Source organism: Pseudomonas sp. GW821-FHT03A09 (genome assembly GCF_059421065.1).
This window is the reverse complement of the sequence record NZ_JBWKUX010000004.1, coordinates 80,812-93,100: the sequence shown is the minus strand read 5'-3', so window position 1 is coordinate 93,100 and position 12,289 is coordinate 80,812. Positions and strand designations below refer to the sequence as shown.

The following is a 12,289-nucleotide window of genomic DNA, read 5'->3' as shown; positions in this document are numbered from 1 at the left end:
CCACAAGATCGAGGTAGCCCCATGCGTGAAGTAGTGATCGTCGACAGCGTGCGAACCGGCCTGGCGAAATCCTTTCGTGGCAAGTTCAACCAGACCCGCCCCGATGACATGGCGGCCCATTGCGTCAACGCGCTGCTCGCGCGCAACGGTATTGACCCGGCGACGGTGGAGGATTGCATCGTCGGCGCCGGCTCCAACGAAGGAGCCCAGGGCTACAACATCGGGCGTAACGTGGCGGTGCTTTCGCAATTGGGCACCGGCACGGCGGGCATGACCCTCAATCGTTTCTGCTCTTCGGGTTTGCAGGCGATTGCCATCGCGGCCAACCAGATCGCCTCGGGTTGCAGCGACATCATTGTGGCCGGCGGCGTCGAGTCCATCAGCCTGACCATGAAAAGCGTCAACTCCGATAACCTGATCAACCCGCTGCTCAAGGAGCAGGTGCCAGGCATCTATTTCCCCATGGGCCAGACCGCCGAGATCGTCGCGCGCCGCTATAACGTCAGCCGCGAAGAACAGGACTTGTACGCCCTGCAAAGCCAGCAACGCACCGCCCAGGCCCAGGCCGAGGGTTTGTTCGACGATGAAATCGTGCCGATGGCGATCAAGTACAAGGTTGAAGACAAGAACACGGGGGCGGTGCAGGTGTTGGACGGCGTGGTCGATCGCGACGACTGCAACCGCCCGGACACCACCTTGGCCAGCCTGCAAGGGTTGAAACCGGTGTTTGCCGACGACGGTTCGGTGACGGCAGGCAACTCGTCACAGCTCTCCGACGGGGCTTCGATGACCTTGGTGATGAGCCTGGAAAAAGCCCAGGCGCTGGGGCTCAAGCCCAAGGCGTTTTTCCGTGGTTTTACCGTGGCGGGTTGCGAACCGGATGAGATGGGCATCGGTCCCGTGTTCTCGGTGCCCAAGCTGCTCAAGGCCAAGGGCTTGCGAGTGGCGGATATTGACCTGTGGGAGTTGAACGAGGCGTTTGCTTCCCAGTGCCTATATGCACGCAATCGCTTGGAAATTGATAACGCGAAGTACAACGTCAACGGCGGCTCGATTTCCATCGGTCATCCGTTCGGCATGACCGGTTCGCGGCAAGTGGGGCATCTGGTGCGGGAGTTGCAGCGTCGTAACTTGCGTTACGGCATCGTCACCATGTGTGTCGGTGGCGGGATGGGTGCCACTGGCCTCTTTGAGGCGGTGCGCTGACCTTCACTGAAGAAACTGGATCAAAAATGTGGGAGCTGGCTTGCCTGCGATAGCGGAGTGACAGGCAAGAATAGTTTGGCTGACGAACCGCTATCGCAGGCAAGCCAGCTCCCACCTTTGATTTGCGTTGTGCTGAAAAAAACGCTCGCCAGCGCACCCCTTAGTCCCCCTAGAATGCTGCCTCCACTTCCTCAGGCATTCGGGGCTCTCATGCACATCTCTTCCGGCCGCTGGGTCTATGGCTTTGGCTTGACCCTGTTGACCGCGTTCCTGTGGGGCATCCTGCCCATCAAACTCAAACAAGTGCTGCAGGTGATGGACCCGATCACGGTCACCTGGTTTCGCCTGACGGTGGCCGGCGGTTGCCTGTTCGTCTACTTGGCGCTCACCAAGCGCTTGCCCAGTCGCAAGGTGCTCGGCCCCAAGGGTGGCTGGTTGGTGGCAATGGCAGTGTGCGGGTTGGTGGGCAACTACGTGTTGTATCTGGTCGGACTGAAGATGCTCAGCCCTGGCACCGCGCAGTTGGTGGTGCAGATGGGCCCGATCTTCTTGATGATTGCCAGTGTGTTTGTGTTCAAGGAGCGGTTCAGCCTGGGGCAGGTGTTGGGGTTGGTGGTGTTGATCTGCGGTTTCGGTCTGTTCTTCAACCTGCGCCTGACAGAGTTGCTCACCTCCCTAGGCACCTACACCGCTGGCGTATTGACGATCTTGCTGGCGACCTCCATCTGGGTGTTCTACGCCCTGGGCCAGAAGCAACTGCTGACGGTGTGGAATTCGCTGCAAGTGATGATGGTGATCTACCTGTCCTGTGCGCTGTTGCTTACGCCCTGGGCGCATCCGTTGGAGGCGCTGGACCTAAGCCCACTGCAAGGCTGGCTGCTGCTGGCCTGCTGCATGAACACCTTAGTGGCCTACGGCGCGTTCGCCGAGGCGCTGGCGCATTGGGAAGCTTCACGGGTCAGTGCGACCCTCGCGCTGACGCCCTTGGTGACGTTTGTTGCGGTGGCCTTGGCTGCCTGGTGGTGGCCTGACTTCGTGCAGGCTGAAGAGATCAACGCCCTGGGGTATGCCGGGGCGTTGGTGGTGGTGCTGGGGTCGGCGACCGTGGCGCTGGCGCCGTCGTTGCTCGCCGGGCTCAAGGCCCGGCGCTTGCGTATGGCGTCCTAGTTTCCCAGCATGTCCTCCGGGCGTACCCACTGGTCGAACTCCGCATCGGTGAGGTACCCCAACTCCAGCGCGGCTTCCCGTAGCGTCAAGCCTTCGGCATACGCCTTCTTGGCGATTTGCGCCGACTTGTCATAGCCGATGTGAGGATTGAGCGCCGTTACCAGCATTAACCCACGCTCCAGATGCTCGGCCATTTGCACAGGGTCAGGTTCCAGGCCGGCGACGCAGTGTTCCTGGAAGTTGTTGCAGCCGTCGGCCAGCAGACGGATCGATTGCAGCAGGTTGTGGATGATCACCGGCTTGTACACGTTCAACTGCAAGTGGCCTTGGCTGGCGGCGATGCCGATGGTCACGTCGTTGCCGAGTACCTGGCAGGCCAGCATCGACAACGCCTCGCACTGGGTCGGGTTGACCTTGCCCGGCATGATCGAACTACCCGGCTCGTTGGCGGGCAACTTCACTTCGGCCAGCCCGGCGCGCGGGCCGGAACCTAGCAGGCGCAGGTCGTTAGCGAGTTTCATCAGGGCCACGGCCAGGGTTTTCAGCGCGCCATGCAGGGTGACCAGCGGCTCATGGCCGGAGAGGGCGGCGAACTTGTTGGGGGCGGTGACGAATGGCAAGCCGGACAACGCTGCCAACTCGGAGGCAATGGCCTCGCCAAAGCCGTGGGGGGCATTGAGCCCGGTGCCGACGGCGGTGCCACCTTGGGCCAGCTCGCACACGGCGGGCAGGGCGCCACGGATCGCGCGTTCGGCATAATCGAGCTGGGCGATAAAGGCCGAGAGTTCCTGGCCGAAGGTGATCGGCGTGGCATCCATCATGTGGGTGCGACCGGTTTTCACCAACTTCATATGTTTGGCGGCTTGCTCCGCCAGCCCACCGGAAAGGTTGGCGATGGCGGGCAATAGATGCTGATGCACTGCCTGCGCGGTCGCGATGCTCATCGCCGTGGGGAAGCAGTCATTGGAGCTCTGGGAGCGGTTGACGTGGTCGTTGGGGTGTACCGGGCTTTTGCCGCCCCGGTTGTTGCCCGCCAGTTCGTTGGCACGACCGGCAATCACTTCATTGGCGTTCATATTGCTTTGGGTGCCGCTGCCGGTCTGCCATATCACCAACGGGAACTGGTCGTCATGTTGCCCGTCGAGCACTTCGTCGGCGGCTTGCTCGATCAGGCGGGCAATATCGGCGGGCAGGTCGCCGTTGCGGTCGTTGACCCTGGCCGCGGCCTTCTTGATCAACGCCAGGGCGTGCAGCACGGCCAGTGGCATGCGTTGTTCGCCGATGGCGAAATTCACCAGTGAACGTTGGGTCTGCGCGCCCCAGTAAGCGTCATCCGGGACATGAACTTCCCCCAGGCTGTCGGTTTCGATACGGCTCATCGGGCACACTCCTTCAGGTTCGTTTGCGCAGTTTAGGCCGTGATCGGCCAGGTGGGTTCCATAAAACGTTGTTCATCGGGTTGAAGCCCCGCAAAATCAGGTCCGACAAGGGGTGGGGTTGAGCCAGGGCGTTTTTTAGGCGCAGAATGGGCGCCCTTGGGGTCTTACCTCGCCTGCTAGAAAAGGAAACTCGATGACTCGTCTTCGTGCCATCTGTACCGCGGTTGCTCTGGTTTGCGCCAGCGGCCAGGTTCTTGCCGATACCGCCAGCCACAACGCCAGTGCCGAAGCCTTCCTTACCCTGGCCCACGCTGACAAGCTGGGTACCCCGGTGTACATGCAAGTGCAGCAAATGTTCGCTCAGCGTTTCGAACAGACCAAGGCGCCTGCCACCAAGCAGTCCGTACTGGACAGCTACCAGGCCAAGGCCAACGCCGCCCTGGACCAGGCCATCGGCTGGCCGAAGCTGAAGCCGGACATGGTCAAGCTCTACACCACCAACTTCAGCGAATCCGAGCTCAAGGACTTGGTCGCGTTCTACCAGTCGCCACTGGGCAAGAAAGTCCTGGAAAAAATGCCGCAGTTGACCCAGCAATCGGCCCAGATGACCCAGGCCAAGCTGGAAAGCGCCGTACCGGTGGTGAACAAGCTGTTGGAAGACATGACCAACGAGCTGACGCCGAAAGCCGCGGCACCGGCCAAGAAGAAGTAAGCAGGAATGACCATGCAACAGCGTATCGAAACGGCGCTTGCCGCCTTGGGCACCGACCATTTGAGCGTGCTGGATGAAAGCCACATGCACAGTCGTGGGTTGCAGACCCACTTCAAGGCCGTGCTGGTCAGCCCGCAGTTCGAGGGGCTCAACCGCGTCAAGCGCCATCAGAAGGTCTACGCCACCCTGGGTGACCTGATGAGCGAGTTTCATGCACTGGCGCTGCATACCTACACGCCTGACGAATGGGCGAAAATCGACGCAGCCCCGGCCTCGCCGACCTGCGCCGGCGGGCATTGAACCTGCAGCTCAAGGCCTGCGAGCGCGACACAGTCGCGCTCGCAGGTTGCTGTATTCTGTCTCTGTAATTAGACACATAAAACACCCTCGCAATACCCCCCACTCCACAGAGCGCCTCCCTAGACTTTCTTGACCTTAGCTAATCAGGTCATGGGTTTATGTCAAATTCTCTGCATCGAAACACACCTACCTTGAAGGCCATGGACCCTCGCGGACTGGCTGTACGTACCGTTCAATATCACCGCGAGAGCGTGACGCAGACTCCGCAGGCACGCGTTATTCCCAAGAACAGTGCGTGAGGGGAGCGACTGTCAACCACGGCAACGGTCTGCGTAATGTTGATAAGTTGTACCGACGTGAGTGCGTTGATGCCCCGTGTAACGCAGTGTTCTTCCAAACCCATGTGCGGAAGGCTCCAAGTTGGGGGTGCGCAACGAGTCTTTAAGGGCGGTGCTGATGCAGTGGGCCAGATAGTAGCTCAGCATGGCATCACGCCAGGCTTCATTGAGTTGCCGGTCGAGGGATTCAGACATGGTCATTCCTTGAGTCTGCTGGTTGAGCGTAAGCCGTTATTGATGTGCGGCGATGATGGCTTCGCCCACGAGCTTCCATTGATTGAAGGTGCTGGTGTTATCCAGATCACGGGTGTTGAGGAGGGTTTGGCTGGAGAGTCGGGTAATGGTGCAGGCTTCCCGACAGCCCCAGGCGGCATTGAAGGTGATGATGGTGGTAAGGCAGCGTCAAGGGATAGCGTTGCTCGCTGAGCAGGGAGTGCAACTTTTCTTGCGGATGATGGAGTTCGATCTGTTTGCGCAAGATGCCTTCGATCAGCGTCAACAGCGGGCGCTGGGCAAAGGTCGTGTCGTGGTCAATCAGTAGGTCTTTCAGGTCTGGGCGCCGGTGGCTCAAGGGGATTTTGGCTTGCGTTCCCTTGCCGTTTTTTTCAAGCTGGGTTGCGAAAAGAAACAGTGCGCGCAAATAGGCGACAGGCGAATCGATAGCGGCAATAGCATCAGGGTGACAGGCGCTCTCCCAGTTCTCGTTGAGCAGGTTAGGCACGTTCGATTTCAAGTCACGTTTGCTACGAGAGCGTGGGCGCGCGTTCCCTTGTGATTGGTCGTACAGCCATCGCAACTGCGTGGTGTAAGACAGTGCGTTTTCGTAAGCTTGGGCGCCATCGTCATCATTGCAGCGGGCCAGTTGAAGGATGAATTCGCTCTTGGGCAACTCGACGATGTCAAAGACGCTGGTGAAGCCGAGTTGATGCATGGCGGTGGTGAAGTCGACCTTCCCGACACCTGGAGGGACGGGCCGTTCCACCAGTCTGGCCAATAACGAGATGTTTGAGGTTTCCATGTCATTGATCTTCCTGTTAGCCCATAGGTGGATCCCATGGGCAACGCAAGACGCTATCACTCAGGCTGTATGGGCCGAGGCCAGCCAATGCCGTGAGTGAGTCAAGGAAATATCGGTGACTGAGTGTCGATGCAGTGACATCGCGGTTTTGTTAGAATGCGCGCCGCGCGGCTTGGCCAGCATTTTTCTACATCCGGTTCACCCCTTACGAGGGTAGCCACCTGGAGACAAACTCATGACTCAACCGATTGTCGTGGCGGCACTGTATAAGTTCGTCACCCTCGAAGATTACGTCGCCCTGCGCGAGCCACTGCTGCAGGCGATGGTCGACAATGGCATCAAAGGCACCTTGCTGATCGCCGAAGAAGGCATCAACGGCACCGTATCCGGCAGCCGCGAAGGCATTGATGGCCTGATGGCCTGGTTGAAGAACGACCCGCGCATGGTCGATATCGACCACAAAGAATCCTACTGCGATGATCAGCCGTTCTACCGCACCAAGGTCAAACTCAAGAAAGAGATCGTGACCCTGGGCGTCGAAGGCGTCGACCCGAACAAGAAAGTCGGCACCTACGTCGACCCGCAGGACTGGAACGCGCTGATCAGCGACCCGGAAGTGCTGCTGATCGACACCCGTAACGACTACGAAGTGTCCATCGGCACCTTTGAAGGCGCGATTGACCCGAAAACCACCAGCTTTCGCGAATTTCCCGACTATATCAAAGCCAACTTCGACCCGGCCAAGCACAAGAAGGTCGCCATGTTCTGCACCGGTGGCATTCGTTGCGAGAAGGCATCGAGCTACATGCTCAGCGAAGGCTTTGATGAGGTCTACCACCTCAAGGGCGGCATTCTGAAGTACCTGGAAGAGGTGCCTCAGGAAGAAACCAAATGGCAGGGCGACTGCTTCGTGTTCGACAATCGTGTGACCGTGCGCCACGACTTGAGCGAAGGCGACTACGATCAATGTCATGCCTGCCGTACACCGGTGAGCGCCGAAGACCGCGCGTCCGAGCACTATGTGGCCGGCATCAGTTGCCCGCATTGCTGGGATAAACTGCCAGAGAAGACCCGCCGCAGTGCAATTGACCGGCAAAAGCAGATTGAACTGGCCAAGGCCCGCAATATGCCGCACCCGATTGGCTTCAACTACAAGCAATCTCCTTCCGAGGCCTGAGCCATGTCCGCGCGCCTGCTCTATGTAATGGACCCGATGTGTTCCTGGTGCTGGGGCTTTGCCCCAGTGGCCGAGGCGTTGGTGGAGCAGGCCCAGGCGGCCGGCGTAGAGCTGCACCTGGTGGTGGGCGGCTTGCGCACCGGCAGTGGCGCAGCGTTGGAGCCCACCACCCGGCGCTATATCCTGGAGCATTGGCAGGCGGTCACCGAAGCCACCGGCCAGCCGTTCAAGCGCGAAGGCGCGTTGCCCGACGGTTTCGTCTATGACACCGAGCCGGCCTGTCGCGCCATCGTCACCGCCCGCAGCCTGGCGCCGGATTGCGCCTGGAAGCTGCTGGGGCTGATCCAGCGCGCGTTTTATGTCGAGGGCCGCGACGTGACCCTCGCCAGTGTGCTGGTGGAGTTGGCTGAGCAGGCGGGTATTCCGCGTATCGAGTTTGCCGGTGAGTTTGACCGCGCCGAACAGCATGCCGCGACGGCTGCTGATTTCACTTGGGTGCAGGACTTGGGCATCGCCGGCTTCCCGACGCTGCTGGCCGAGCGCAATGGCCAACTGGCCTTGCTGACCAATGGTTACCAGCCGTTGTCCGAGTTGTCGCCTTTGCTGGGTCGATGGCTGGAGCGGGCAACCTGTGCATGATCAGCCTGACCTTGAGCCGACCAAACGTACTGATCGCCTGACCTGGGCGGAAATTCGCCGCCTGGCCCTGCGCCACAAGAAATCCCTATGGATCGCCAATGGCGTCGCCGTGCTGGCGACCCTGTGCAGCGTTCCCATTCCGTTGCTGTTGCCGTTGCTGGTGGACGAAGTGCTGCTGGGCCATGGCGATGCCGCCCTCAAGGTGATGAATCACGCCTTGCCCCTGGGCTGGCAGAAGGCCGCTGGCTACATCGGCCTGATGCTGCTGGTGACCTTGTTGCTGCGCTGCGGCGCCTTGGTGTTCAACGTGGTGCAGGCGCGGCTGTTTGCGCGGCTGGCCAAGGACATTGTGTATCGCATCCGCGTGCGCCTGATCGAACGGCTCAAGCGCATTTCCCTTGGTGAGTACGAAAGCCTGGGCAGCGGTACGGTGACCACGCACCTGGTCACCGACCTGGATACGCTGGACAAGTTTGTCGGTGAAACCCTCAGTCGTTTTCTGGTGGCCATGCTCACCCTGGTCGGCACCTCGGCCATTCTGGTGTGGATGCATTGGCAGTTGGCATTGCTGATCCTGCTGTTCAACCCATTGGTGATCTACGCCACGGTGCAACTGGGCAAGCGCGTCAAACACCTGAAGAAACTGGAAAACGACAGCACCTCACGCTTTACCCAGGCTCTGACCGAAACCCTTGATGCCATCCAGGAAGTTCGCGCCGGCAACCGCCAGGGCTTTTTCCTCGGTCGCCTCGGCCAGCGCGCCCAGGAAGTGCGCGACTACGCGATCAACTCCCAGTGGAAAAGCGATGCTTCCAGCCGCGCCAGCGGTTTGCTGTTCCAGTTCGGCATCGACATCTTCCGTGCGGCGGCCATGCTCACCGTGCTGTTTTCCGACCTGTCCATCGGCCAGATGCTCGCGGTGTTCAGTTACCTGTGGTTCATGATCGGTCCGGTAGAGCAATTGTTGAACCTGCAATATGCCTACTACGCGGCGGGTGGAGCGCTGACGCGGATAAACGAGCTGCTGGCGCGCGCCGATGAGCCGCAGTATGCGGGTGGCGAAGATCCGTTTACCGGGCGTGAGACGGTAGGCATTGATGTGCGGGGCCTCAACTTCGGCTACGGCGAAGACCTGGTGCTCGACCAGTTGAACCTGAGTATCGCGCCGGGTGAAAAGGTCGCCATCGTCGGTGCCAGCGGCGGTGGCAAGAGTACGTTGGTGCAACTGTTGCTGGGGCTGTACACCCCGCAAGCTGGCAGTATCCGTTTCGGTGGCGCCACCCAGCAGGAAATCGGCCTGGCGACCATCCGCGAAAACGTCGCAGTGGTGCTGCAACATCCGGCGCTGTTCAACGACACCGTGCGCGCCAACCTGACCATGGGGCGTGCCCGATCCGACCAGGCCTGCTGGCAGGCACTGGAAATCGCCCAGCTGGATGCTACCGTCAAGGCGTTGCCCTTGGGCCTGGACAGCGTGGTGGGGCGTTCCGGCGTGCGTTTTTCCGGTGGGCAACGCCAGCGCCTGGCGATTGCGCGGATGGTGCTGGCAGAGCCCAAAGTCGTCATTCTGGATGAGGCCACTTCGGCCCTGGATGCCGCTACCGAATACAACCTGCATCAGGCACTGGCGCGGTTTCTCAGCGGGCGTACTACACTGATCATCGCCCACCGCTTGTCGGCGGTGAAACAGGCTGATCGGGTGCTGGTGTTCGATGGTGGGCATATCGCCGAAGATGGCGACCATCAGCAGTTGATTGCCGATGGTGGGTTGTACGCCAAATTGTACGGACATCTGCAACAAGTGCGTTGATAGAATGCTTTGGGAAGCGGATTCTCGCGTGCGTATTCAGCTGTGCATGTGCAAGGGGCTTCATGAAGCAAAAACCGACTCTCGCAGCGACGTTTAGCAAGCCTCGGCTGCTGGGCATTGTCTGGCCTTTTATTGCCGTGGTGCTGTTCCAGGCATTGTTAGGTTGCCTCAGTCTCTACGTGCTTTCTGCAGTACGTGGCTACGTGGCAGGCGAAAGCCTATGGTCCAAGGGCCAGAAAGACGCCATCTATTACCTGACGCTCTACGCCGATAACCGTGACGAAGCCACTTACCTCAAGTACCAGCAAGCTATTGCGGTGCCCCAAGGTGGGCACGAACTGCGCATCGCCCTTGACCGTCCCACCCCCGACCTCACCGCCGCGCGCCTGGGCATCCTCAAGGGCGGCAATCATCCGGACGACGTTTCCAGCCTGATCTGGCTGTACCTCAACTTTCGCCATTTCAGCTACCTGGAAAAAGCCATCGAACTGTGGACCGTGGGCGATGGTTACCTGGTGCAATTGGACGACCTGGCCCAGGCGATGCACCGGGCGATCAGCACGAGTCAAGTCAGTGGCGACAACGTGCGTGACTGGAAAGCCCGAATCATTGCCATCAATGACGGCGTGACCCCGGCGGCCAAGGCGTTCAGTGATGCCTTGGGTGAAGGCTCACGGATGATTTTACGGTTGTTGCTGATCACTAACCTGGCCACTGCCTTGGGCCTGATTGTCCTGGCGCTGCTGCGTACCCACAAGCTGCTGACCCAGCGTCATGCTTTTGCCAATGCCCTGCAGGCGGAGAAGGAGCGGGCGCAGATCACCCTGGAATCGATCGGCGACGGTGTGATCACCACTGATGTAGACGGCGCTATCGCCTATATGAACCCGGCGGCCGAGGCGTTGACCCACTGGAAAACCTCCCAGGCCCAAGGTTTGCCCCTGGCGGCACTGTTCAACCTGCTGGATGAAAACGCCGAGACCGATGGTTTTACCCTGATCGAACGCATCATCAAGGGCCAACTCAGTGGCGGCAGCGAACACTCCAAACTGATCCAGCGCCTGGACGGCAGTACGGTGTCGGTCACGCTGGTCGGCGCACCGATCCGCAGCGCCGGCAAGGTCAGCGGCGCAGTGCTGGTGCTGCACGACATGACCCAGGAGCGCCAGTACATTGCCAATCTGTCGTGGCAGGCGACCCACGATGCCTTGACCGGCCTGGCCAACCGTCGAGAGTTCGAGTTCCGCTTGGAGCAGGTGCTGCAGCAAGTGTCGCGCCAGCAAAGTGGGCGACATGCGTTGATGTTCCTGGATCTGGACCAGTTCAAGTTGGTCAACGACACCTGTGGGCACGCGGCCGGGGACGAACTGCTGCGGCATATTTGTGCGCTGTTGCAGTCAGATCTGCGCGAAGGCGACACCCTGGCGCGTTTGGGCGGCGACGAATTCGGCATCCTGCTGGAGAATTGCCCGGCACCCGTGGCGGAAAAGATCGCCGAGAGCCTGCGCCATACCGTGCAGAGCCTGCACTTCGTGTGGAAAGGGCGGCCGTTCATGACCACCGTGAGCATCGGCCTGGTGCATATCTCGCAAACCCCGACCACCTTGGAAACGTCGCTGCGGGCAGCGGACATGGCGTGCTACATGGCCAAGGAAAAGGGTCGCAACCGGGTGCAGGTCTATCATGCCGATGACTCGGAATTGTCCCTGCGTTTCGGTGAAATGGCTTGGGTGCAGCGCTTGCACGTGGCCTTGGAAGAGAACCGTTTTTGCCTGTACTCCCAGGAAATTTCGCCGCTGGGCCATACCGACGGCGGCAATGGGCATGTCGAAATCCTGCTGCGACTGCATGATGAGGGTGGCCGGATCATCCTGCCCGACAGCTTTATCCCAGCCGCCGAACGTTATGGCCTGATGACGTCGCTGGACCGCTGGGTGGTCGAGAACGTGTTCAAGATCATCGCCGGCTGCCTGCATGAGCGCCCGGGCCGGCCCATGGCTATGTGTGCGATCAATCTGTCAGGCATTACCATTGGTGATGATGACTTCCTGGGTTTTTTACGTGAGAAATTCGCGGCTTACAACATTCCTCCAGCAATGATATGTTTTGAAATAACTGAGACGAGTGCTATTGCCAATTTGGGCAGTGCAATTCGTTTTATTAATGAACTCAAAGCGTTAGGTTGCCACTTCTCTCTCGACGACTTTTGCGCCGGAATGTCCTCATTCGCTTATCTTAAACATTTACCTGTAGACTTCCTGAAGATCGATGGAAGTTTCGTAAAGGATATGCTGGACGACCCGATTAACCGCGCGATGGTCGAAGTGATCAATCACATCGGCCACGTCATGGGTAAGCGCACAATTGCCGAGTTTGTTGAAACACCGCACATCGAACAGGCGTTACTTGAGATCGGTGTGGATTACGCTCAGGGCTACCTGATAGAGCGCCCGCAATTGTTTACCTTTGATAGCTTGCAGTGTCGACCTGTGCGGCCGCAGCCTCTGTTGTTCAAGGCGCCCGGCACATTCCGTTGAAACATT

General features: G+C 59.6%; 11 protein-coding genes. 8 read left to right on the top strand and 3 right to left on the bottom strand.

What is annotated here, in order from left to right:
* Positions 1-21 precede the first annotated feature (21 nt).
* On the top strand, positions 22-1,206 hold the full coding sequence (locus tag AC07V4_RS08325; RefSeq protein ID WP_492635978.1) for a thiolase family protein: 1,185 nt from the start codon (positions 22-24) through the stop codon (positions 1,204-1,206).
* A 210-nt stretch (positions 1,207-1,416) separates the two neighbouring features.
* On the top strand, positions 1,417-2,373 hold the full coding sequence (locus AC07V4_RS08320) for a DMT family transporter (protein ID WP_492635979.1): 957 nt from the start codon (positions 1,417-1,419) through the stop codon (positions 2,371-2,373).
* Here the strand turns inward: AC07V4_RS08320 and AC07V4_RS08315 are convergent.
* Positions 2,370-3,752 (bottom strand): class II fumarate hydratase, encoded by a 1,383-nt coding sequence (locus AC07V4_RS08315; protein ID WP_492635980.1) that lies wholly within the window; start codon positions 3,750-3,752, stop codon positions 2,370-2,372. The genes AC07V4_RS08320 and AC07V4_RS08315 overlap by 4 nt on opposite strands.
* 193 nt (positions 3,753-3,945) lie before the next feature.
* Between AC07V4_RS08315 and AC07V4_RS08310 the strand changes: the two genes are divergently transcribed.
* Together AC07V4_RS08310 and AC07V4_RS08305 are read left to right on the top strand one after the other, a co-directional pair.
* Positions 3,946-4,464, top strand: coding sequence for a DUF2059 domain-containing protein (locus AC07V4_RS08310; RefSeq protein ID WP_431752184.1), 519 nt, complete (start codon positions 3,946-3,948; stop codon positions 4,462-4,464).
* 6 nt (positions 4,465-4,470) lie between these two features.
* Positions 4,471-4,764 carry a BolA family protein gene (locus AC07V4_RS08305; protein ID WP_015885082.1) on the top strand — a complete coding sequence of 98 codons (294 nt, stop codon included), beginning with the start codon at positions 4,471-4,473 and terminating at the stop codon, positions 4,762-4,764.
* 311 nt (positions 4,765-5,075) lie between these two features.
* Here AC07V4_RS08305 and AC07V4_RS08300 read toward each other — a convergent pair whose 3' ends face one another.
* Positions 5,076-5,297, bottom strand: a complete 222-nt coding sequence (locus AC07V4_RS08300; RefSeq protein WP_492635981.1) for a hypothetical protein — start codon at positions 5,295-5,297, stop codon at positions 5,076-5,078.
* A 106-nt stretch (positions 5,298-5,403) separates the two neighbouring features.
* Entirely contained in the window at positions 5,404-6,120 is a 717-nt protein-coding gene (locus tag AC07V4_RS08295) for a Tc toxin subunit A (protein ID WP_492635982.1), read from the bottom strand.
* Between the two features lie 235 nt (positions 6,121-6,355).
* On the opposite strand from AC07V4_RS08295, the gene trhO reads away from it, so the two are divergent.
* From trhO to AC07V4_RS08275, 4 genes are all read left to right on the top strand, one after another.
* Positions 6,356-7,297 carry an oxygen-dependent tRNA uridine(34) hydroxylase TrhO gene (gene trhO, locus AC07V4_RS08290; RefSeq protein WP_492635983.1) on the top strand — a complete coding sequence of 314 codons (942 nt, stop codon included), beginning with the start codon at positions 6,356-6,358 and terminating at the stop codon, positions 7,295-7,297.
* Between the two features lie 36 nt (positions 7,298-7,333).
* Positions 7,334-7,936 carry a DsbA family protein gene (locus tag AC07V4_RS08285; RefSeq protein WP_338577058.1) on the top strand — a complete coding sequence of 201 codons (603 nt, stop codon included), beginning with the start codon at positions 7,334-7,336 and terminating at the stop codon, positions 7,934-7,936.
* Entirely contained in the window at positions 7,929-9,746 is a 1,818-nt protein-coding gene (locus tag AC07V4_RS08280) for an ABC transporter ATP-binding protein (RefSeq protein ID WP_431752182.1), read from the top strand. The genes AC07V4_RS08285 and AC07V4_RS08280 overlap by 8 nt, the downstream gene beginning before the upstream one ends.
* Positions 9,747-9,808: 62 nt before the next feature.
* Positions 9,809-12,283 carry an EAL domain-containing protein gene (locus AC07V4_RS08275; RefSeq protein WP_492635984.1) on the top strand — a complete coding sequence of 825 codons (2,475 nt, stop codon included), beginning with the start codon at positions 9,809-9,811 and terminating at the stop codon, positions 12,281-12,283.
* Positions 12,284-12,289 lie beyond the last annotated feature (6 nt).